The sequence below is a fragment of the Microbacterium sp. T3-8 genome, assembly GCF_055398145.1.
The window spans coordinates 344,555-365,906 of sequence record NZ_AP027918.1 but is presented as its reverse complement, the minus strand read 5'-3'; the positions used below and the strand labels follow the sequence as shown (position 1 = coordinate 365,906).

The window sequence follows — 21,352 nt, the reverse complement described above, 5'->3', positions numbered from 1 at the left end:
CGGCACGCCGTTAGCCTGGTGGGGTTATGAGCGATACGCGAGCGATCGACGAAGCCCCTCTCTACTCCGCCGAGTTCCTGATGACGGCGCTGCCCGACTTCCTCGAAGAGGTCTGGCGTCGGGACTCACGGCGGCCCGACGACCTTCTCGCCGCCGTCTCCGCGGTGGGCCTGACCGTCGACGACGACGCCCGTGTCGCCGCGGTACGGCCGGCTGCACCCTTCCGGTTCCGACTGGCGGAGGCGGGAGAGGCGACGCTCGAACGCAAGCTGAGGGCTGCCGTCACGAAGCGCCTGGGCAAGGCATCGGGCGACGACCGAGCCTGGAACATCGGCCGCTTCCGTGCCGGACTGATCGCCTCGGCGACGCGCGTGGAGGTGCGCCTGTTCGCCGTGTACGCGGTGACCGAGATGCGTGCGGCGGCGGTCGAATGGCTCGAGGGAACGGATGCCGAGGACTGGGCGATCCGCCACCGCTTCATCGATGGCCGGTCGCCGTCGGAGCAGGCGGCCGACGCCTCGCGTGAGCACTTCGTGCCCCGCTCGTACCTCGACCTCGACGACGAGGAGAGCCCGCGCGTCACGCTTCTCCTCCCGGCCACCACGCGTGCGCCCGGCTCCCGTGCGGCCGATGATGCGGGTCGTCTCGCCGACATCGAGAGCTACGTCACGGAGGCGCTCGGCCCCGCCACGGAAGAGGGGCGATGGGCGCACGGCGCCCGCGAGTTCACCCTTCGACCCGGCGCCCCGACGAGTCGACGCCCCTACGTCAATGCCGCGTTCGCCACGGTCGCCACGGCAGGCCCGGCGGGCACGTCAGGCCCGGCGGCCACGGCCCCGGCGGCGGCCCCGGCGGCGAGCGACGCAGCCCCGGCGACCGCGTCGGAGTCCGCCCGACCGAAGGCGCCGGAGTACTCCCCCGACCACCTGCTGACCGCGATCCCTGCTCTGATCGACGACCTCTGGCGACGGGAATCGCGCGACGCCGATGCGATCCTCGCGGCTTTCGAGGCGAACGGCCTGGCCGCCGACGACGTGCGACCGGAGCTCTCGTCGCTGCATCCGTACGTCCATCTCGTCTTCACCGCCGAACCGGATGCCGGCTTCGAGCGGCGTCTGCTCGCCGCGGTCACGAAGCGGGTCGGCAAGCCGTCCGGCACCGACAAGCACTGGAATCTCGGGCACCTCACCGCCGCGGTCACCGCCACGAACCGCAGTCTCGGCCTGAGCCTGTCGCCGGAGTACTCGGCGATCGAGCTGCGCGATGCCGCGGCCGACTGGCTCCAGGGCGCGGAGGCCACCGCCTGGGCAGCCCGCCACCGCTACCTCGACGATCGCTCCCCGCTCGACAGGGCGGCCGATTCACCACCGCGCTTCTTCCCCTCGGCGGTGCGTGTGTACCTCGACGCGTCGCCCGGCCCGCGCGCAACGTTCTTCATGGCGCCGGGCACGCGCGCGCCGGGCACCCGGCCGGACGATGACGATGCGCGCTTGGCGTCGGTGGAGCAGTACCTGACGGAGGCACTGGGACCGGCCGAGGGTCCGGGGCGCTGGGTGCGCGAGAACCGTGTCTTCACGATCCGCCGCATGCGCAGCCGCACCCGATCGATCGAGTTCAGAACGCTCTGAGCGGCGGGTGTCCGGCCCGACGGATCAGCGGTCCGAGGGTGTGATCCGCCGCGTCAGCGCCGGCGGCAGCGGGTAGGCGCGCTCCGGGGGCAGCAGACGACGCGCGCGATCGGCCTGACCGCTCTGCACGAGCGTGGCGATCTTGCGGACGGTCGGCGTGAGGTCGTCGATCCCGAGCGTCCACTCGTCGGCGAGCGTGCGGATGAGCCCGCGACCCACGCCGACCTGGATGCTGTAGTGGTCGAGTGCCGCACCGCGGATCGAGCGCTCGGGGTCCCACTGCACGTGCACGGCCGCGTCGGCGACGGCATCCGGATGCGACGTCGTCAGCACCGATCGCGAGAGGGCGGTCTCCCACCCCTCCCTGCTGAGGCGCACCGCCAGGATGCGTTGCTGGCCCGGCTTGCGCGCCCAGTTGCTGCGGTGCATGAGCCAGAGGAACGACGGCTTGATCCACGTCATCCGCGTGAACGAGAAGGGGGTGACGAAGCGGCCGTTCGCGAGCGCCGCATCGGCGATCGCGTCGGAGTACGCCTGGTACATCACGATGCTGTCGGTGTCGTGATCGGCGCGGATGCCGTACATACGCGGCGACTGAGCCATCGGCCCTGCTCCCCTCCACGGCACGCCGAACGCGTGCTCCCCAGGAAGGAAGACGAGTCAGTGCCCGAAATGTGACGCGGATGCCGTGCCCGACGACGCGAAGAGCCTGGGTCCCTGAGCCTGTCGAAGGGTGCCGCCCGAGAAACCCGTCTCCTCACCGATCGGCGAAGACCTCGATGCGGTCGCCGCGCATGATCAGTTCGAGGCCGGTGCCGTCGCCGAAGCGGTCGCGCAGCGCCTGGGGCTGAGCGGACGTGACCTCGATCCGGATCACCGGCGGGAACGACCCGGCGTCGCACCCCCAGGCCGCGATCTGGAAGCCTCCGGAGTCTCCGACGAGCTCCTCCGTGTCGATCGCGACGATGCACATCGCGTCCGATTCATCGAACGACAGCCACTCCACGCCGCGGGCGATCGTCAGACCGGCGAACTCCTCGAACAGCGCCGCGTCGGGCCCCTTCTCGCCGAACGACTCGGGCCACGAGGCATCCGGGTCGACCGCGATCTCGGCCACCAAGCGCGGGTCGGCCGACCGCACGGCCGCCGCGACGGCCGCGGATCCGAAGGCGGCGAGCGCGATGCACGCCGCGCCCAGCCACAGCCAGGGTGCCGACGGCCGCGGCGTGAAGAGGGTGCGCAGGCGGGAGGGCGACGGATGCTCGGGCTCCGCGTTCTCGGCGTCGATCGCCGACGGCTCACCGGTGCGCGGGAGTTCGCCGCTGCGGCCGAACTCATCGGGCGCAGCATCCGTCGCCGCCTCCTCGACCGGCGGCGCGGGAGCGACCGAAACGACGGGAACCTCACGAACCGGCGCCGTCACGACCAGCGCCGCCGGTGCCGCCTGCGCCTCGAGCGCGCGCAGCCGGGCGATCGCTGCGGGGTCGCCGTCGATGTCGGCATCCCGCCCGTAGGCCCGCGCACGCAGGGCCCGCAGCTCGTCATCGCTCATGCGTCGGCCCGTCCTCCGAGCACGACGACCGAGTCCGCGCGCGATCGGGCGGCCCGCAGGGCCACCGCCCCCAGCGCTCCGGTCGCGACGATCCGGGTGAGCAGGAGGACGTTGGCGACGAGCACGATCGCGTTCATGTCGGTCACCGCTCCCGAGCGCAGGAAGAACTCCATGAGCGAGGCGAGCACGACCGCGGCGAGCACTGCCGCCGGGGTGTACCGCCACGGGTCGGGCAGGGTGCTGCGAGTGAAGCCCGCGACGACCACGCCGCTCAGCGCGATCTTGACGATCGCGTCGATGAACACGGGCGCCGAGGAGGACACGCCGAACACGGCGAGCAGCAGGGGCGGGCCGGCGACGATCCAGACGGCCAGAAGGCCCAGGGCGACGATCGCGCTCCTGCGCAACCCGACCGACGGATGCCTCACCCCGGCGATCGCCGCGGTGATCAACGCGAGACCGAACCCCGCCGACGTCGCCACGCTCAGTGCGCTGAGCACGCCCCCGTCGAGCGTGCCGGGCAGACTGCGATACGCGGCGAGCAGGGCCGTCAGCAGGAACAGCGCTCCCGAGGACACCCACCAGCGGGACCACCGCACCGGCGCACTCTCGACGGCGATCGGCGGGGTCTCCGGTCGGCTCATCGCCCATCACCGTCCTTGGTCATGTGTGCTCGCAGCTCACCCCCGAGCGTACCGATGCACTCGGCCTGCGGCGCCCCTCAGAACCCTGCGGCGCCTCTCAGAACCCCTCGGCCTCGCGGGGCGTGTAGGCCCTTTCGAGCGCGTCGATCTCGGCGGGTTCGAGACGGATGCCGACAGCCGCGACCGCGTCGTCGATGTGGGCCGCACGGGTGGCGCCGACGATGGGCGCGGTGACCGCCGACTGCTGCGCGACCCAGGCAAGGGCGATCTGCGCGCGGGAGACGCCCCGATCGGATGCCACACGGGCGACGGCCTCGACGATCGCCCGGTTGGACTCCTCTTCGCGGTGGTAGAGCGTCGCGCCGAAGGCATCCTTCCCTGTGCGATTCGTCGTCTCGTCCCAGTCGCGGGTCAGGCGTCCCCGCGCGAGCGGCGACCACGGCAGCACTCCGACGCCGGAGTCGAGGCAGAACGGATGCATCTCCCGTTCCTCCTCGCGCTGCAGCAGGTTGTACTGGTCCTGCATCGACACGAACGGGGTCCACCCGTTCTGCGCGGCGACGTGCTGCGCCTTCGCGAACTGCCACGCCCACATCGACGAGGCGCCGATGTACCGCGCCTTGCCCGAGCGCACGACGTCGTGCAGCGCCTCCATCGTCTCCTCGATCGGCACCTCGGGGTCCCACCGGTGGATCTGGTACAGGTCGACGTAGTCGGTGCCGAGGCGCCGCAGGCTCGCGTCGATGCCCGAGAGGATGTGCCCGCGGCTGAGGCCGGCCTGGTTCGCGCCGGGTCCCATGCGCCCGTGCACCTTGGTGGCGAGCACGATCTCGTCGCGGCGGGCGAAGCCGGCGAGCGCGCGGCCGACGAACTCCTCGCTCGTGCCGTCGGAGTAGACGTCGGCGGTGTCGAACGTCGTGATCCCCGCTTCGAGGGCCTGCCGGATGAGGGGTCGGCTCGACTCCTCATCGAGCGACCAGCCGTGCGCGCCGCGATCCGGGGCGCCGAAGCTCATGCATCCGAGCACGACGGGCGAGATGCGCAGCCCCGATCGTCCGAGTCGTACGTGGTCACCGGGCTCGATCATGAGTTCTTCCTTCTCGTGGATGTTCGACGGATGCCGGACGGCGACTACTCGATCTGCCCGATCGGCTCGCGCTTCTCGGCCTGGAACTGGTCCTCAGCGCGACCGCGCGCCCAGTACGCCGAGATCGAGAGCGACTCGCGGGGCACCTCGCGCTGCTTCAGCAGTGCGCGCACCTCCTTGATCGTGCCGCGCTCCCCGTGGGCGAAGACCCCGGGGGTGCCGTCGGCCCAGGGCAGGTCGGCGAGGGCGGTGAGCAGTTCTTCGTCGGTGGCGGTCCAGCGCACGCTCACGCCGGAGGGCGCCGCGGGCAGCACCCGGTCCGACGGGTCGGCGACCGTCAGGATCACGTGGCCGACGGCATCCGATTCCATCGCTTCGATCGCCGAGGAGATCGCCGGCAGCGCCGTGTGGTCGCCGACGAGAAGATGCCAGGGCGTCGACGGCTCGGGCCGATACCCGCCCCCGGCACCGCTCACGACGAGGGTGTCGCCCGGCTGCGCCCGGCGGGCCCACGGACCCGCGACGCCCTCGTCACCGTGCACGACGAAGTCGATCACGATCAGGCGCGCCTCGGGGTCGGCCGAACGGACCGTGTAGGTGCGCCGCGTCGGGAGCTTCTCGGGACTCTCCTCGCGCAGCTGCGCCAGGTCGTACGGTGGCACGAGGCCGTGACGGGGGTCGGCGAAGAGGATCTTCACGTACTTGTCGGTGTAGACGTTGTCGGTGAAGTCCGCGTAGCCGTCGCCGCCGGCCGTGATGCGGATCAGATCGGGACTGACCTGCTCGACCTCCTGCACGGTGAGAACTGCTTGTGCGGGTGGCTTACGAGGCTGGTCGGTCATCTGCATCTCCCGGGGTGTCGAACGTTCCCTCCAGTCTGCCCGGGATGCGAGGGCTGAGGGCGCCCTGACATGATGAGCGGGTGATCTTCCAGCCCCGACGCGGTGTGATGGCGGGCGCGGTCCTCCTGGCCGCAGCCGTCGTGCTGAGCGCATGCGCGGCCACGCCCTCGCCCGCAGCCCCGTCGGATGCCCCGGCCGCCGAGACACCGATCACGGCCTCCCCTCTCCCGAGCGCAACGCCGTCCGGCGACCTCGGCCCGGTCGAGAGCTTCCTCGCCTGGCTCGAAGCCTCGCGCGCCCCCGACGCCGAAGCGGCGTGCGCCGGTCTCTCCCCCGAACTCGCCGCGCGCATGATCGCCGAACTCAACGGCAGCGGCGCGTTCGCGGTGAGCACCTGCGCCGAGATGATCACCGCCACCGCCGACCTGTATCGCGCGACCGCGCAGAGCAGCGAGGTCGATGTGACGATCCAGGAGCAGACAGAGAGCGACGCCACCCTCTTCGTGACCTACCTCGCCTCCGGCGATTGCGGCACGGTGGTCATGACGCGCGAGGTGACCGGTTGGATCATCACCGAGAGATCCGAGGAGTGTGCCGTCTGATCGGTTCGCGCTGATCCGTTCGCGCTGATCCGTTCGCGCTGATCCGTTCGCGGCTGATCCGTTCGCGGCTCACAGCATCGCGGTGAGCACGCCTCCGTCGGCGCGGAGGGCGGCACCGTTGGTCGCCGAGGCGACGGGGCTCGCGAGGTACGTGACGAGGCTCGCGATCTCGGTCGGCTCGAGGAATCGCTCGAGCAGCGTCGTGGCGTTCTGGCCGATGATCGCCTGCTTCATGGCGTCGGCGGGCAGCGACTGCGCTTCGGCCACCGCAGCCACGGTCGCGGCCACCCCGTCGGAGTACGTGGGTCCGCCGAGCACCGTGTTGACGGTGACCTCGGTGCCGCGGGTGAGCTTGGCGAGGCCGTTGGTGAGGGCGATCATCGCCGCCTTGGTCACGCCGTAGTGCACCATGTCGGCGGGAACGTTCACGCCGGACTCGCTGCTGATCGAGACGATGCGCCCCCACCCGCGATCGAGCATGCCCCCGAGAACCTGCCGCGACAGGCGCACGGCGCTCATGAGGTTCACGTCGAGGTAGCGCGACCACTCGTCGTCGGAGGTCGCCGAGAAGTCGGCCAGGCCGAACAGTCCGACGTTGTTGACGAGGATGTCGACGTCGCCGAGGTCGGCGAGAAGGCGCGCGACCTCGTCGGGCTTCGCGAAGTCGGCGACGAGACCGTTCGGGTGGGATTCCGGATGCTCCGCCCGGAGCCGCGCGACGGCGCTGTCGAGGCGCTCGGCGTTGCGACCGTTGAGCGTCACCTGCACGCCCTCCGCGGCGAGCGCTGCGGCGATGGCGTAGCCGATCCCCTGGGTCGAGCCGCTGACGAATGCCTTCTTGCCTGCGAGTCGCAGATCCATGTTCGATGTCCTTTCACTTGCTTGAGCAAGTCACGCTACAGGCTTTCACTTGCTCAAGCAAGTCAATTCGGGATACCCTGGGGCCATGCCGAACACGAACGCCGACCACGGCCTGAGCTCCGACGAGCTCGCGATCTGGGCCTCGCTCGCCACCCTGCTCGAGCGCCTGCCCACCGCCCTCGACGCGCAGCTGCAGCGCGACAGCGGGCTCACGCACTTCGAGCACGGCATCCTCTTCGCGCTGCACAGCGCCCCCGAGCGCACCCTGCGTCTCAGCGTCCTCGCCGCCTACGCGAGCTGCACGCTGTCGCGCCTGTCGCGCGCGGTCTCCCGACTCGAGACGAAGGGGTGGGTGCGTCGCGAGATCGACCCGAGTGACGGACGCTTCACCCTCGGCATCCTCACCGACGCCGGCGCGCAGGTGGTCGCCGAGTCGACCCCCGCCCACCACGCGCTCATCCGCAGCCTCGTGTTCGACACCCTCACGGATGCCCAGGCGCGGCAGCTGGGGGTCATCAGTCGGAAGGTGGCGGAGGCCGCGGGGCCGGGCGGTGTGTGGAGTCCGGCGTGAAACGACGCGAAGCCGCATATACGGCCGGACTTCTCCGCACGCGAAAGGCCCGGTTCCACAGAGGAACCGGGCCTTTCAACTCGCTGTGCGCGAGGGGGGACTCGAACCCCCACGCCCGCAAGGACACTGGCACCTGAAGCCAGCGCGTCTACCATTCCGCCACTCGCGCGAGTGTCTCGTTCCGAAGAACTCAACCTCGTAAGGCTATCACGCGTCGCGACCCCACGAGAAACTCCCCCCGTACCCCAGAAAACCCCGGAAATCCGCGACTCCGAGCCCGTCGCGGGGCGGATCTTCAGCACACCTGGCTACGATGTCCCTACCAGTTGGCATGCCAGAGGAGCCCAGTGGGACTACTTGACAGCTTTGAGAAGGGTCTCGAGCGCGCCGTGAACGGCGCGTTCGCGAAGACCTTCCGCAGCGGCATCCAGCCGGTGGAGATCGCTTCGGCGCTGCGGCGCGAGGCCGATACGAAGGCGGCGGTCGTCAGCCGCGACCGCATCATCGCGCCCAACAACTACGTCGTGCGCCTCAGCGCCGACGACGCCGAGCGGATGCGCGGACTCGGCGGCGCTCTGACCGACGAGCTGCACGCCCTGCTCACGAAGCACTCGAAGTCGCAGGGCTACAGCTTCGGCGGCCCGCTCTCGATCGTGCTCGAACCCGACGAGAAGGTGTCGACGGGTACGGTGCGCGTCAGCTCCGGAACGGTCGAGGGCCGTGTGAGCTGGGAGGCCGTGGTCGACGTCGACGGTCGCCGGCACCGCATCACCCGCGCGCGCACCGTCATCGGACGCGGCACGGATGCCGACATCACCATCGCGGATGCCGGATCGAGCCGTAAGCACGCCGAGATCCTCTGGGACGGCGAGCGCGCCATGATGCGCGACCTCGGCTCCACCAACGGCACCAAGGTGAACGGTCAGAAGCTGCGCGAAGCGGCCCTCCCCTCCGACACCACGATCACGATCGGTCGCACCGATCTCGTCTTCCGCGTGGTGCCGCAGACGGTACCTGCGCGTGTCAGCGACGCCACCCGTGCGTTCGGAGGCATCCATGAGTGAACTGGTCCTCCTGCTCCTGCGCATCGGTTTCCTGGTGCTGCTGTGGTTCTTCGTGTTCGGCGTGGTCTACTCGCTGCGCGCCGATCTCTTCGGCGTGAAGGTGCGCAAGCTCCCCGCCGAGGCCGCTGCGGGTGCCCCGGCATCCGGCTCCGCGGCTCCGGCCGCCCCCGTCGCGAAGCCGGCCTCGGCGAAGCCCGCCTCCGCCAAGCCCTCCACGGGTCCGGCGACCGTCGCGACCGCCCAGCGTCTCGTCATCACCTCGGGCCCGAAGGCGGGGCTCGAACTCCCCCTCGGCAACGACACCCTCACGATCGGCCGCTCGAGCGAGTCCGCCCTCGTGATCCGTGACGACTACACGTCCAGCCACCACGCCCGCCTGATCCTGCGCGGCGACGCGTGGGCGGTGCAGGACCTCGACTCCACCAACGGCACGTTCGTCGCGGGCCAGCGCGTCGGCAACTCCCCCGTCTCGCTGTCGCTCGGCACCCCCATCAAGGTGGGCGCCACGACCTTCGAGCTGCGAGCCTGACGCCGGCATGGTCTTCGAGGGCTCGAGCGCCGCGATCTCCCATACGGGCAAGATCCGCTCCAACAATCAGGACTCCGGGTACTCCGGAGCCAACCTGTTCGTCGTCGCCGACGGCATGGGCGGTCACGCCGGCGGTGACGTCGCATCGAGCCTCGCGATCCAGCGCCTCGAACCGCTCGATCAGGCGTACGCCTCGACAGACGACGCGCAGGCATCGCTGCAGGCCGCGGCGACGACCGCGGCGGGCGATCTCATCCGCGCCGCGAAGGACCGCCCCGAGCTCGCGGGCCTGGGCACCACGGTCAGCGCGATCATCATGGTCGACGAGTACGCGGTCATCGGCCACATCGGCGACTCGCGCATCTACCTGTACCGCGACGACGCCCTGACGCAGATCACGGCCGACCACACCTTCGTGCAGCGGCTCGTGGACTCGGGCCGCATCACGCCCGAGGAGGCGCGCTACCACCCGCGTCGCTCGGTGCTCATGCGCGTGCTCAGCGACATGGACTCCGACCCCGAGCTCGACATGTTCGTCATGCCGACGCAGCCGGGCGATCGCTGGCTGCTCTGCTCCGACGGCCTCTCGGGGGTCGTCGACGAGAACCGCATCCTCAAGGCGATGCGCCTGGGCCTCGCGCCGGGGCGCACGGCCGACAACCTCCTCAAGCAGGCCCTCGACGGCGGCGCCCCCGACAACGTCACGATCGTGATCGTCGACGTCGGCGGACAGCATCCGCTCTCCTCCGGAACGCCCACGATCGTCGGCGCGGCCTCGAACCCCTCGGGCATCATCGTGCCGCCCGTGCGCGCCCCGCGCGGCAACTGGCTGCACCCGGTGCGCCAGGCGGCCAACGATCCCAGCCACTTCGAACCGGCCGCCGAGTACCTCGAAGAGCTCATCGAGGAGGATCGTCGGCGCGCGACCCGTCGCCGCGTCGGCTGGATCGCCGCGATGCTCCTGGTGCTCGCGATGCTCGGCTTCGCCGCGTTCGCGGCCTACAGCTGGACGCAGACCCGCTACTTCATCGGCGCCGACGACGACAGCGTGGTGATCTTCCAGGGCGTGCAGCAGAACATCGGCCCGATCACCCTGTCGACGCCCGTCGAAGACACCGACATCCTGCTCGCGAACCTGCCGGAGTACCAGCGCGCGTCGGTCGAGCGCACGATCACGGCCCGCTCGCTGTCGGATGCCATGGCCATCGTCGATCGTCTGCGGGCGGGTGCCGATGCCAACGCGCTTCCGACCCCGCTCCCCACACCGACGCCGACGCCTTCCGAGACTCCCGCCGAGGACGGAGGCGACGGATGAGCACCGACGTCTCCGCCGACACCGCGGTCCTCAAGGCGCTCAAGCGCATCCGCACCCCGCAGAAGCAGCGCAACCGCGAGTTCTGGCTGCTCCTGTTCGCCGTGCTGATCGCGGGCTCCGCGCTCACTCTCGTGCAGCTCGGCGCTCTCGGCACCGTCGACCCCGTCATCCTCGCGATCGGCGGCGGCCTGGCCGTGCTCGCGTTCGCCCTGCACATCGTGCTGCGGGTCGTGGCGTCGGATGCCGATCCCTTCGTCGTCCCGATCGCGACCCTGCTCACGGGCCTCGGCATCGCGATGATCTACCGGATCGACATCGCCAAGTCGTTCACCGGGTGGGATGCCTATTCGACGAAGCAGCTCGCCTGGACCGGCATCTCGTTGGCGGGCGCGATCGCCGCGGTGATCCTGCTGCGCAACTACCGCGTCCTCTTCCGCTACACGTACATCTTCGGCTTCGCGGGCATCGTGTTCCTGCTGCTGCCGTTCGTGCCCGGCCTGCGCATCCCCGACGCGAATGCGGCCGTGTGGGTGTCGCTCGGCGGGGCGTTCGCCTTCCAGCCGGGTGAGATCGCGAAGATCTGCCTCGCGATCTTCTTCGCGGGCTACCTCGTGCGCACGCGGGAGAGCCTTACCTCGGTCGGCACGCGCTTCCTCGGCATGACCTGGCCGCGCATGCGCGAGCTGGGTCCGGTGCTGGTGGTGTGGCTGATCTCGCTCGGCATCATCGTGCTGCAACGCGACCTCGGTACCGGAACGCTGATCTTCGGCATGTTCGTGGCGATGCTGTACGTCGCCACCGGCAAGACCAGCTGGGTCGTCATCGGCCTCGGGCTCGTGGCGGCGGGCGTCGCGCTCGCGACCCAGATCCTCAGCTACGTGCGCGGGCGCTTCATCAACTGGCTGTTCCTGTTCGACCCGAACCAGGTCGACCCCGAACGTGCCGGCTACCAGCCCATGCAGGGGCTCTTCGGTCTCGCGCACGGCGGGATGCTCGGTACCGGTTGGGGCCAGGGCCGCCCATGGGTCACTCCCCTGGCCCACAGCGACTACATCATCACCAGCCTCGGTGAGGAGATCGGCCTGATCGGCCTGTTCGCGATCCTCTGCCTGTACATGGTGTTCGTCAGTCGCGGGGTGCGCATCGGTCTCGCCGGTCAGGACGACTTCGGCAAGCTGCTCGCGATCGGGTTCTCGTTCACGATCGCCCTCCAGGTCTTCATCATGGTCGGCGGTGTCACCCGCCTCATCCCGCTGACGGGTCTGACCACGCCGTTCCTCGCCGCGGGCGGTTCGTCGCTCGTCGCCAACTGGCTCATCGTGGCGCTGCTGCTGCGCATCTCCGACGGCGTACGCCGCCAACCGAGGGTGGTGATCGGATGACCCGTGAGTTGCGTCGCCTGAGCATCGTGATGCTCTTCATGTTCATCGCGCTGTTCGCCGCCACCAGCTGGATCCAGGTCGTCGACGCCGATGCGCTGGCCCAGAACGACAACAACCAGCGCACGCGCCTCGACAGCTATGAGATCCAGCGCGGCTCGATCATCATCGACGGTACGAACGTCGCCACCTCCGTGCCGTCCGACGATCGCTATCAGTTCCAGCGCGTGTATGCCGACGCCGGCATGTGGGCGCCCGTCACCGGATACTTCAACGCCGCCCTCGATTCCCGCACCGGCATCGAGCAGGCGATGAACGCCGATCTCTCGGGAACCGGATCGAGCGCATTCTTCTCCGAGATCGAGCGCATCCTCTCCGGGCAGCCGCAGACCGGCTTCAGCGTCGAGCTCTCGCTCGATGCCGCGGCCCAGAAGGCCGCCTACGATGCGCTCGGCGGGCTGCAGGGCGCGGTCGTCGCGATCGAACCCAGCACGGGCCGCATTCTGGCGATGGTCTCGACGCCCGGTTTCGACACGAACCTGCTCGCCACGCACGATGCGGATGCCGCGAACGCGACGTACGACCAGCTGGTGCAGGATCCGCTCAAGCCGCTCTCCAACCGCGCGATCGCCGGCGACCTCAACCCACCGGGCTCGACGTTCAAGCTCGTCGTTGCGGCAGCCGCCTACGCGAGCGGTGACTTCACGCCCGACTCCACGCTCCCGAACCCCGCGTCGTACACGCTTCCCGGGTCGAGCAACCGCGTCTCGAACGCATGGGGAGGCACCTGCGGCGGCGGTGAGACCGTCACGATCGCCGAGGCGATCCGCCTGAGCTGCAACATCCCCATGGCCGAGCTCGCGGTGAAGCTCGGAGACGACGCGATCCGCGAGATGGCGGAGAAGTTCGGCTACAACCAGAGCTTCGAGACGCCGCTCGTCTCGACCGCCTCGAGCTACCCGCGCGCGCTCGACGACGCGCAGACGGCCCTCTCCGGATTCGGACAGGGACAGGTCACGGCGACGCCGTTGCAGGTCGCGATGATCTCGGCCGGAATCGCGAACGACGGCCTGGTGATGAACCCGCGGATGGTCGATCAGGTGATCGGCAACGACCTCTCGGTCGTGCGTTCCTACGACGACACCGAGTTCGGCCGTGCGCTCGAGCCCGACATCGCCGACGAGGTGACGGATGCCATGGTCGCGAGCGTCTCAACGGGCGCTGCGCAGGGTGCAAGAATAGACGGGATCGACGTGGCCGGTAAGACCGGCACCGCTGAGAACGGAAACAAGCCGCACACGTTGTGGTTCACCGGCTTCGCGCCGGCGGACGACCCCGCTGTGGCGGTGGCAGTCGTCGTCGAAGACGGCGGAGGACAGGGTCAATCCGGATCCGGCGACACGATCGCCGCTCCGATTGCGAAGAAGGTCATAGAGGCGGTGCTGGGCAGATGAGACCGACGCAGGGTGTGTCGTTCGGTGGTCGTTACGAGCTGCAGTCGCGTATCGCGATCGGTGGCATGGGTGAGGTCTGGGAGGCGACGGATCACGTCATCGGACGTACCGTCGCGATCAAGATCCTCAAGGACGAGTACATGGGCGACCCCGGGTTCCTCGAGCGCTTCCGCGCCGAGGCCCGTCACGCCGCACTCGTCAACCATGAGGGCATCGCGAGCGTGTTCGACTACGGCGAGGAGAACGGCAGCGCCTATCTCGTCATGGAGCTCGTGCCCGGCGAGGCGCTGTCGACCGTGCTCGAGCGCGACGGCGCGCTGAGCGCCGACAAGACTCTCGACATCGTCGCCCAGACGGCATCCGCTCTGCAGGCCGCGCACGCGGCGGGTCTCGTCCACCGCGACATCAAGCCGGGAAACCTGCTGATCACGCCCGACGGCCGCGTCAAGATCACCGACTTCGGTATCGCGCGCATCGCCGACCAGGTGCCGCTCACGGCCACCGGTCAGGTCATGGGAACCGTGCAGTACCTGTCGCCCGAGCAGGCCTCGGGTCACCCGGCCTCCCCCGCGACCGACACCTACTCGCTCGGCATCGTCGCCTACGAATGCCTTGCCGGGAAGCGCCCCTTCACGGGCGAGTCGCAGGTGGCGATCGCGATGGCGCAGATCAACGAGCAGCCGCCGCCGCTGCCGCCGACCGTGCCGATCCCCGTGCAGAACCTCGTGATGGCGATGATCGCGAAGAAGCCGAGCGACCGTCCGTCGTCGTCGGCCACCGTCGCACGCGCCGCCCAGGCGCTGCGCCGCGGCGACCTGAACTCCGCGGCGATCGCCGTGCCCGCCATCGCGACGGGCGGCGTCGCCGACGACGCGACGCGCATCCTCACCGCGAGTGGCGACGACGGGGCTACCCGCGTGCTGCCGACCACGGCGCAGCTCCCCACCGGAGCCGGCGACGACGAGGCGACCGACGGCAAGAAGAAGAAGCGCAGCCCGTGGACGTGGCCGCTGGTCGCTCTGATCGCCCTGCTGGTGATCGTGCTCGGCGGAACCGTCTTCGCGCTCATGAACCAGGGCGACAGCGACGCCGACCCGACGCCGAGCACGTCGACCTCTCGCACCCCCACCCCGAAGCCCACTCCGACAGAGACGGAGACGCCCGCCCCGGAGCCGGTCGACGTCGATGCCCTGCAGTTGCCGGGTATGACGTGCGACGCGGCTCTCGCCGCCGCACGCGGTGCGGGCCTCGTCCCCAACTGCGTGACCGGAACGACCGTCGCCCCGTCCGCCGACCTCGTCGGCGCTGTCGAGCGCGTGGAGCCCCGTGGCTCGGTGGATGTGGGCAGTGACATCACGCTCTACCTCTACGCCGACCAGGCCGCGGTCGGAGCCCCGACCAACGCGCCGACGTTCTCGGGCACGTTCCTCGAGGGCGGCTCTGCGACGATCAACTGGACGGCGTTCTCCTGCCCGAACGGCACCGGAACCCTTTCCTCTTACGAGGTGACGATCACGAACGCATCCTTCGCGGGTCCCGGCCAGCCGGCCGTGACCACGAAGAGCTTCGGACCGAACGAGACCACGGCGGGAATCTCGATCAACACCGGCACGGCCGGGCAGGTCGTGACCGGCACCTACAAGGCGTTCTGCGGCGACCGCGAGTCCGGAAACTCCCCGCAGGGGCAGTCGACCGCCATCCAGGGAGCGGCCGTCGATCCGGGCAACGGCGACGACGGCGGAGACGGTGGGAACGGCGGGAACTCAGGCAACTGAGGGTAGCCTTTACTCCACCACACATCACGTCCAGTTGTCCCAGGGGGGTCATCCGTGTCCACAGAGCCACGCGTTCTCGCGGGTAGGTACCGCGTCGACGAGCTCATCGGGCACGGCGGCATGGCGAAGGTCTACCGCGGGTACGACCTGACCCTCGGGCGCGAGGTCGCGATCAAGATCCTCGATCCCGACCTGGCGCGCGACACCGCGTTCCGCACCCGGTTCCGGCTCGAGGCGCAGGCGGCGTCGCGCATGTCGCACCCCTCGATCGTGCGCGTCTTCGACGCGGGCGATTCGGCGGCGGACGCCTCGTCCGACGATCCGCCCTACATCGTGATGGAACTCGTCAAGGGGACGCTGCTCAAGGACATCATCGCGGCCGGCCCCGTGCCCCTCGACGACACGATCCGCTACGTCGACGGCATCCTCGAGGCGCTGAACTACTCGCACCGTGCCGGCGTCGTGCACCGCGACATCAAGCCGGGCAACGTCATGGTCACGCCCGACGGCAAGGTCAAGGTGATGGACTTCGGCATCGCCCGTGCCGTCTCGGACTCCTCGTCGACGGTCGCCGAGACCACGCAGATCATCGGAACGGCCGCGTACTTCTCCCCCGAGCAGGCCAAGGGCGAGCCCGTCGACGCGCGCGCCGACCTCTACTCCACCGGCGTGGTGCTCTACGAACTGCTCACCGGTCGTCAGCCCTTCCGCGGCGAATCGCCCGTGGCCGTCGCCTACCAGCACGTCAGCGAGACCCCGGTGCCGCCGACCGAGCTCAACGAGGACTCCCCGGGCGCCCTCGATCCGATCGTGCTGCGCGCTCTCGCAAAGGACCCGTACCAGCGGTACCCGGATGCCGCGCACTTCCGCTCGGCCCTCGACGCCGCGGTCGCGGGCGAGGCTCCGACGCGCAAGCAGCTGGGCGCACTCACGAGCGAGCTCTACGGTGCCAACCCGCGCCAGGCGCAGGAGACGGCTCGATCGCTGCGCCAGCTCAGCACCGACACGACGATGGCGCGCACGCAGTCCGGCCCGCCGGTGGCGTGGATCTGGGCCGGTGTGGCCCTTCTCGCCGTGCTCATCGCCTCGGTGCTGTTCTGGGTGGTCACGATGCGTCCCCCCGAGGTGCCGCAGACCGCTCGCGTGGTGCCCGACCTGGTCGACGTCGCCTCCGACCGCGCCCAGGCCGATCTCTCCGAACTCGATCTCGAGGCGAAACTGGTGCTCGAGACGAGCTCCGACATCGCCGAGGGCAACGTCACGCGCACCGATCCGCAGGCCGGTGTCGCCGTCGCGAAGGGCGACCTGGTCACCATCTACGTCTCGACGGGTCAGGAGACGGTCGCCGTCCCGGCCATCGAGGGCATGGCGCTCGATGCCGCCCGTCAGGCACTGGCGGATGCCGGACTCGAACTCGGCACGGTCATCCAGAGGAACGAACCCGAAATCGCGGGCGACACGGTCATCGAGTCGAGCCAGCCCGCCGACGCCGAGGTCGCGCCCGGAACCGTGGTCAACCTCGTCGTCGCGAGCGGCAAGGTCACGCTGCGCAACCTCAGCGGCTTCACGATCGACGCAGCGACGGCCGAGCTCGAGGGTCTCAAGCTCATCGCGAGCCCGATCGACCAGGGGGAGTGCGCCGCGGGTGTCGCGCCGAACACGGTGATCTCGATGTCGGCAGCGCCCGGTGACGTGCCGGTCGGCTCGACGGTCGAGTTGCGCTTCTGCTCGACCGCCCCCGCTGGCTGACTCCGCCGGCTGACCCCGGGGGTCACACCAGGGGGTGGAGGCCCGTCGACCGCGCCACGGCATCCGTGTCGCCGGCGAGGGCGAGCCAGTTCGCCAGCAGGCGGTAGCCGCTCTCGGTGAGCACGCTCTCGGGGTGGAATTGCACGCCGACGATCGGCAGGTCGCGGTGCGCGATGCCCATGACGGTGCCCGACGCCGTGTGCGCGGTCACGCGCAGCGCCTCGGGCAGATCGGATGCCGCGACCCCGAGCGAGTGATATCGCCCGACGTCGAAGGGGGAGCGGATGCCGTCGAACAGCGCCGACCCGTCGTGCACGACCGCCGACACCATGCCGTGCATGAGCTCGGGCGCAGCGGTCACCGGGGCGCCGAAGGCCTCGCCGATCGCCTGGTGCCCGAGGCAGACGCCGAGCAGCGGCATCCGTCGTTCGGCCGCGAGTCGTACGGCATCCACCGACACTCCGGCGTCCGCCGGGGTGCCGGGGCCGGGGGAGAGGAGCAGGGCGTCGAACTCCGGAAGGAGCGCGTCGAGTTCGGCGGCGTCGACGGCGTCCGCCTCGATCATCGAGGTCTCGGCGCCGAGCTCGTGGAGGTAGCCGACCAGGGTGTGCACGAAGCTGTCGTGGTTGTCGACCACGAGCACCCGGGTCATTCGAGGTCGACCTCGCCGGGGTTGATGATGGGGCTGATCCACGGGAAGACGTACCAGAACAGCCCGTAGAGGATCGCGGCGACGACGACGAGCACGATGAGCAGGCGGATCCACCAGGGGCCGGGCAGCAGGCGCCAGATTGCGGCGTACATGTTTCTCCTCGTGCCTCTAAATGGACGGTGCGGCCGGGGGCGGCGGCGGGTCTGTCAGTGCCGGGGGCGGACCCTCGGCACGGGGCTGGAAGCTCTCGAACACTCCGTAGGCGACGATGCGCTCGGCCAGCGAGTACAGGGGAGAGCACGCGGTGAGGGTGATGTAGCGCTCACCGGTCGCGACCTCGGGCATCTGCGGCACGTCGGCGAGCACGTCGGTCTGTGTCGGCTTGACGTACTCGAGGGTGCGGAAGCGGTAGGTGAACCAGCCGTCCTTCGTCTCGACGACGATCGCGTCGTTGATCTGGAGCTTGTCGAGCTGGTTGAACGGCTTGCCCCAGGTCGTGCGGTGCCCGGCCATCGCGAAGTTGCCGACCTCGCCCGGCATCTTCGAGTTCGTGTAGACGCCGATGCCGAGGTTGTCGAGCGTGCGGGCACGCGTCGTGCCGCCGTAGATGCCGTAGTTGTAGTCGGCACCGAAACGCGGGATGTGCATCTGACCGAGCTGCTCGGTGTCGGCCGGTGCTGCGGGGATCACCGGCTCGTAATACGTCGAGCCGTCGTCGCCTTCCACGAGCGGGGGGAGCTCGGGCGTGGGACCTGCGGCCCACTCGGCCGAGACGGCCGCGCCCTCTTCGTTCTTCTGGGCGGCGATGATGATGTCGCCGATCCACATCTGCCACGCGACGAACAACAGAACGAGTACGCCGGCGGTGAGCAGGAGCTCCCCGAGAACGCTCGCGAACGTGGCGCGCGAACGTCGACGGGACCGTCGCGCGCGTCGCCCCCCAGGCACGACGGATGCAGTCATGGCGTGATCTTATCCCGTCGCGCTGTGGGTGCGCCGCGACCGTCGAGGAGCGCCCCGGCATCCGCACTCGGGATCATCACTCGATTTCGGTACAATGCTGGAATGGCACGAGACCGAAAGACCGAAGAACCCGCTGTCGAGCGCGCCGAAGGCGACGCCGCTCCCAACGCCGTGTGGTTCAAGCCGGTGATGATCGGCTTCATGCTGCTGGGCCTCGCGTGGATCCTCGTGTTCTACATCTCGGGCCAGCAGTTCCCGATCCCGGGCCTCGGCAACTGGAACCTCGGCATCGGCCTGGGCATCGCGCTGATCGGTTTCCTCATGACCACGCGCTGGCGCTGAGCTCAGCACCCACGACTTCCGAAGGCCCCTCGCTCCGGCGAGGGGCCTTCGTCGTTCCGGGCGGGCTGTATCCCCAGGAACTCACAAGCCGCCCACAGAGTTATCCACAGGTCTATCCACACCTGGGGAGAATTACACCGGTGTTATTCACAGGTGTTAACAGAGTTGTTAACAACCCCTCATCAGGCCAGAATGATCAGCGGTGGAACGACGAAGACCACGACGAGCAGCACGACCGTCAGCGCCGTCAGAGCGACGGTCTGCCAGATCCGCTGCTCTCGCCGCTTCGTCTTGACGATGATGTAGGCCACGAGCGCGCCCACGACGAGTCCGCCGAGATGGGCCTGCCACGAGATGCGCCCGCCGCCGAAGAAGAGTCCATAGACGAAATTGATGCCCAGGATCACCAGGAGTCCGGTGACATTGGCTCCGATGTGGCGGCCGATGATGAGCAGAGCCGCCATCATGCCGAAGATCGCACCGGATGCTCCGACCGTCGGCTGACTCGGGTCGAGAAGGGCGACCATCACCGAGCCACCGAGACCACTGATCAGGTAGAGCGCGAGGAAGCGCACCCGGCCGAGCATGGGCTCGAGGCTCTGGCCGATCAACCACAGCGCGAGCATGTTGAGGGCGAGATGGATGAACCCGCCGTGCGCGAACACCGCCGTGAGCAAGCGCCAGGGCTGGAAAGGCGCTCCGGACAGATCGGGGTAGAGGTACGCGGCCGCGAACACCATCTGCTGCGTGAGCGCCTCGCCCACCCCGGGAATGAGCTGGATGAGACCGATCAACGAGGTCACCGCCAGGAGGGCGTACGTGACCAGAGGGCGTCCGCTGCGGGTGATCCCCATGACGGCGGCCGTCGAACCACCACCCCAGCGGCGCTCGGCGCGCTTCTGCGCGGGGGTGCGGTTCTTGCGCTCGGCCTTCATGCACTCAGGGCAGATCACCCCGACCGCGGCGGGCGTCTGGCATTCGCCGCAGATCGTGCGCAGGCAGCGCTGGCAGAGCACGAAGCTCTGCCGATCCGGATGCCGGTAACAGAAGTTGTCGCGATTGCTCGCGAACTCAGGCGTCGTCATCCGGATCGGCGATCGCTGTCGTCAGGCCGCGACGATGTCGATCGACTGGAGCACGACGGGCTCGATCGGGCGGTCGCCGGCAGCGGTGGGAACCGAGCCGATCTTGTCGACGACGGCCTTCGAGGCGTCATCGGCGACCTCGCCGAAGATCGTGTGCTTGCCCTTGAGCCACGGGGTCGGGTCGGTGGTGATGAAGAACTGCGAGCCGTTCGTGCCCTCGACCTCGCCCGTGATGGCGTTGCGGCGCAAGCCGGCGTTCGCCATCGCGAGGATGTACGGCTGGTCGAAGTTGAGCTCGGCGTTGATCTCGTCGTTGAAGTTGTAGCCCGGACCGCCGACGCCCTGACCGAGCGGGTCGCCGCCCTGGATCATGAAGTTCGGGATGATGCGGTGGAAGATGACGTCCTTGTAGAGGGGACCCTCGCCCGGCTTACCGGTCGCGGGGTTCGTCCACTCCTGGGTGCCGTCGGCGAGGCCGACGAAGTTCTTGACCGTCTTCGGGGCCTGGTCGCCGAAGAGGTTGATGACGATGTCACCGTGGTTGGTGTGCAGGGTTGCGACATGGGAAGCGTGAGGCATAGGTCCATTCTCGCAGAGCTTCCGGTGTGTTCGCCGGGTTCTCCTGCACATCTCGGGATAAGTCAAGGGGTGGGCGATTCCCTCCCCCCGTACAGACTTGTCTGGCAGGATGGGGAACCCGTACTCCACATCGACAGGAGAGCATCGTGAGCCTCAGCCGCAAGCGGAAGAAGCAACTGCGTCGTCTTCAGAAGGACGCGAACCAGCTCTGGGAGGCGCAGCAGGAGCTCGTCGGGCACGCTGCCGGCGTCGCCCGAGAGGCCAGCCACCAGCTCGGACACTCCTACCGGGAGCAGGTCGTGCCGGTCGTGCAGGACGCCTACAACCGTCGCGTCGCCCCCGTGGTCGACCGCGGCGTGAAGATCGGCAAGCACGTCGTCGACGACAAGGTCGTGCCGATCGTCGGAGGCGTCGTGGGCACGGCACTCAGCGCCTGGGACGTCGCCAACAACAAGCGTCACGGCATCGTCGCCCCGGTCTCGAAGAAGATCAAGAAGGCGCAGAAGGCCCACCAGAAGAAGCAGCAGCAGAGCTCGGGCCTCGGCTCGATCGTCGCGCTGATCCTCGGTGCCGCCGCAGCCGCCGCTGTGCTCTACGCCGCATGGACCGCTCTGCGTGCGGACGACGAGCTCTGGGTCGCCGACGACCCGCTCTCCGCGCCCGACGCGTGAGCGCCGAA

23 protein-coding genes and 1 tRNA gene are annotated in these 21,352 nt (G+C 69.3%); 12 read left to right on the top strand and 12 right to left on the bottom strand.

Going from position 1 to position 21,352, the window contains the following annotated elements; all coding sequences use genetic code 11:
• Positions 1-26 precede the first annotated feature (26 nt).
• Complete coding sequence (locus ACZ5Y9_RS01790; protein ID WP_464472092.1) at positions 27-1,628, top strand: hypothetical protein; 1,602 nt, start codon at positions 27-29, stop codon at positions 1,626-1,628.
• Between the two features lie 24 nt (positions 1,629-1,652).
• Here the strand turns inward: ACZ5Y9_RS01790 and ACZ5Y9_RS01785 are convergent, their stop codons facing one another.
• The 5 genes from ACZ5Y9_RS01785 to ACZ5Y9_RS01765 form a co-directional block, all read right to left on the bottom strand.
• Positions 1,653-2,231, bottom strand: coding sequence for a DUF4291 domain-containing protein (locus tag ACZ5Y9_RS01785; protein ID WP_247624011.1), 579 nt, complete (start codon positions 2,229-2,231; stop codon positions 1,653-1,655).
• Positions 2,232-2,385: 154 nt separating this feature from the next.
• The gene (locus tag ACZ5Y9_RS01780) at positions 2,386-3,180 is read right to left on the bottom strand and encodes a hypothetical protein (protein WP_464472091.1); all 795 of its coding nucleotides are present in this window, start codon (positions 3,178-3,180) and stop codon (positions 2,386-2,388) included.
• A complete protein-coding gene (locus tag ACZ5Y9_RS01775; protein WP_464472090.1) occupies positions 3,177-3,824 on the bottom strand; it encodes a hypothetical protein in 648 nt (215 codons plus the stop codon). The genes ACZ5Y9_RS01780 and ACZ5Y9_RS01775 overlap by 4 nt, the downstream gene beginning before the upstream one ends.
• Before the next feature lie 97 nt (positions 3,825-3,921).
• A complete protein-coding gene (locus tag ACZ5Y9_RS01770) occupies positions 3,922-4,911 on the bottom strand; it encodes an aldo/keto reductase (protein WP_464472089.1) in 990 nt (329 codons plus the stop codon).
• A gap of 44 nt (positions 4,912-4,955) precedes the next feature.
• Positions 4,956-5,753, bottom strand: coding sequence for a siderophore-interacting protein (locus tag ACZ5Y9_RS01765; protein ID WP_464472088.1), 798 nt, complete (start codon positions 5,751-5,753; stop codon positions 4,956-4,958).
• A gap of 80 nt (positions 5,754-5,833) precedes the next feature.
• Here ACZ5Y9_RS01765 and ACZ5Y9_RS01760 point away from each other — a divergent pair, with 80 nt between their 5' ends.
• On the top strand, positions 5,834-6,355 hold the full coding sequence (locus tag ACZ5Y9_RS01760; protein WP_464472087.1) for a hypothetical protein: 522 nt from the start codon (positions 5,834-5,836) through the stop codon (positions 6,353-6,355).
• A gap of 69 nt (positions 6,356-6,424) precedes the next feature.
• Here the strand turns inward: ACZ5Y9_RS01760 and ACZ5Y9_RS01755 are convergent, their stop codons facing one another.
• Positions 6,425-7,216: an SDR family NAD(P)-dependent oxidoreductase gene (locus ACZ5Y9_RS01755; protein WP_464472086.1), complete on the bottom strand. Its 792-nt coding sequence runs from the start codon at positions 7,214-7,216 to the stop codon at positions 6,425-6,427.
• An 85-nt stretch (positions 7,217-7,301) separates the two neighbouring features.
• Between ACZ5Y9_RS01755 and ACZ5Y9_RS01750 the strand changes: the two genes are divergently transcribed.
• The gene (locus tag ACZ5Y9_RS01750) at positions 7,302-7,787 is read left to right on the top strand and encodes a MarR family winged helix-turn-helix transcriptional regulator (RefSeq protein ID WP_464472085.1); all 486 of its coding nucleotides are present in this window, start codon (positions 7,302-7,304) and stop codon (positions 7,785-7,787) included.
• 86 nt (positions 7,788-7,873) lie between these two features.
• On the opposite strand, the gene ACZ5Y9_RS01745 is transcribed toward ACZ5Y9_RS01750, so the two are convergent.
• Positions 7,874-7,956: transfer RNA gene (locus ACZ5Y9_RS01745), tRNA-Leu, on the bottom strand.
• 178 nt (positions 7,957-8,134) lie between these two features.
• Between ACZ5Y9_RS01745 and ACZ5Y9_RS01740 the strand changes: the two genes are divergently transcribed.
• From ACZ5Y9_RS01740 to pknB, 7 genes are read left to right on the top strand one after another with little or no spacing between them, the layout of a single operon-like run.
• On the top strand, positions 8,135-8,851 hold the full coding sequence (locus ACZ5Y9_RS01740; RefSeq protein ID WP_247624019.1) for an FhaA domain-containing protein: 717 nt from the start codon (positions 8,135-8,137) through the stop codon (positions 8,849-8,851).
• Entirely contained in the window at positions 8,844-9,380 is a 537-nt protein-coding gene (locus tag ACZ5Y9_RS01735) for an FHA domain-containing protein FhaB/FipA (RefSeq protein WP_247624020.1), read from the top strand. The genes ACZ5Y9_RS01740 and ACZ5Y9_RS01735 overlap by 8 nt, the downstream gene beginning before the upstream one ends.
• 7 nt (positions 9,381-9,387) lie before the next feature.
• Positions 9,388-10,695 (top strand): PP2C family protein-serine/threonine phosphatase, encoded by a 1,308-nt coding sequence (locus ACZ5Y9_RS01730; RefSeq protein ID WP_247624021.1) that lies wholly within the window; start codon positions 9,388-9,390, stop codon positions 10,693-10,695.
• Positions 10,692-12,077 carry an FtsW/RodA/SpoVE family cell cycle protein gene (locus ACZ5Y9_RS01725; protein WP_247624022.1) on the top strand — a complete coding sequence of 462 codons (1,386 nt, stop codon included), beginning with the start codon at positions 10,692-10,694 and terminating at the stop codon, positions 12,075-12,077. Before ACZ5Y9_RS01730 ends, ACZ5Y9_RS01725 begins: the two co-directional genes overlap by 4 nt.
• Positions 12,074-13,528, top strand: coding sequence for a penicillin-binding transpeptidase domain-containing protein (locus tag ACZ5Y9_RS01720; RefSeq protein WP_247624023.1), 1,455 nt, complete (start codon positions 12,074-12,076; stop codon positions 13,526-13,528). The genes ACZ5Y9_RS01725 and ACZ5Y9_RS01720 overlap by 4 nt, the downstream gene beginning before the upstream one ends.
• A complete protein-coding gene (locus ACZ5Y9_RS01715; RefSeq protein ID WP_247624024.1) occupies positions 13,525-15,303 on the top strand; it encodes a serine/threonine-protein kinase in 1,779 nt (592 codons plus the stop codon). Before ACZ5Y9_RS01720 ends, ACZ5Y9_RS01715 begins: the two co-directional genes overlap by 4 nt.
• 54 nt (positions 15,304-15,357) lie before the next feature.
• Positions 15,358-17,052 carry a Stk1 family PASTA domain-containing Ser/Thr kinase gene (gene pknB / locus ACZ5Y9_RS01710; RefSeq protein WP_464472084.1) on the top strand — a complete coding sequence of 565 codons (1,695 nt, stop codon included), beginning with the start codon at positions 15,358-15,360 and terminating at the stop codon, positions 17,050-17,052.
• 22 nt (positions 17,053-17,074) lie between these two features.
• On the opposite strand, the gene ACZ5Y9_RS01705 is transcribed toward pknB, so the two are convergent.
• Genes ACZ5Y9_RS01705 through ACZ5Y9_RS01695 form a run of 3 tightly spaced genes read right to left on the bottom strand, consistent with a single transcriptional unit; the run spans position 17,075 to position 18,667 of the window.
• A complete protein-coding gene (locus ACZ5Y9_RS01705; protein WP_464472083.1) occupies positions 17,075-17,704 on the bottom strand; it encodes an anthranilate synthase component II in 630 nt (209 codons plus the stop codon).
• Positions 17,701-17,856, bottom strand: a complete 156-nt coding sequence (locus ACZ5Y9_RS01700) for a hypothetical protein (protein WP_247633394.1) — start codon at positions 17,854-17,856, stop codon at positions 17,701-17,703. The genes ACZ5Y9_RS01705 and ACZ5Y9_RS01700 overlap by 4 nt, the downstream gene beginning before the upstream one ends.
• A gap of 16 nt (positions 17,857-17,872) precedes the next feature.
• On the bottom strand, positions 17,873-18,667 hold the full coding sequence (locus ACZ5Y9_RS01695; RefSeq protein ID WP_464472082.1) for a class E sortase: 795 nt from the start codon (positions 18,665-18,667) through the stop codon (positions 17,873-17,875).
• 102 nt (positions 18,668-18,769) lie between these two features.
• On the opposite strand from ACZ5Y9_RS01695, the gene ACZ5Y9_RS01690 reads away from it, so the two are divergent.
• On the top strand, positions 18,770-19,009 hold the full coding sequence (locus ACZ5Y9_RS01690) for a cell division protein CrgA (RefSeq protein WP_247624028.1): 240 nt from the start codon (positions 18,770-18,772) through the stop codon (positions 19,007-19,009).
• Positions 19,010-19,191: 182 nt separating this feature from the next.
• On the opposite strand, the gene ACZ5Y9_RS01685 is transcribed toward ACZ5Y9_RS01690, so the two are convergent.
• Together ACZ5Y9_RS01685 and ACZ5Y9_RS01680 are read right to left on the bottom strand one after the other, a co-directional pair.
• Positions 19,192-20,094, bottom strand: a complete 903-nt coding sequence (locus tag ACZ5Y9_RS01685; RefSeq protein ID WP_464472081.1) for a rhomboid family intramembrane serine protease — start codon at positions 20,092-20,094, stop codon at positions 19,192-19,194.
• A gap of 21 nt (positions 20,095-20,115) precedes the next feature.
• The gene (locus tag ACZ5Y9_RS01680) at positions 20,116-20,673 is read right to left on the bottom strand and encodes a peptidylprolyl isomerase (protein WP_247624030.1); all 558 of its coding nucleotides are present in this window, start codon (positions 20,671-20,673) and stop codon (positions 20,116-20,118) included.
• A 146-nt stretch (positions 20,674-20,819) separates the two neighbouring features.
• On the opposite strand from ACZ5Y9_RS01680, the gene ACZ5Y9_RS01675 reads away from it, so the two are divergent.
• Complete coding sequence (locus ACZ5Y9_RS01675; protein WP_247624031.1) at positions 20,820-21,344, top strand: DNA helicase; 525 nt, start codon at positions 20,820-20,822, stop codon at positions 21,342-21,344.
• Positions 21,345-21,352 lie beyond the last annotated feature (8 nt).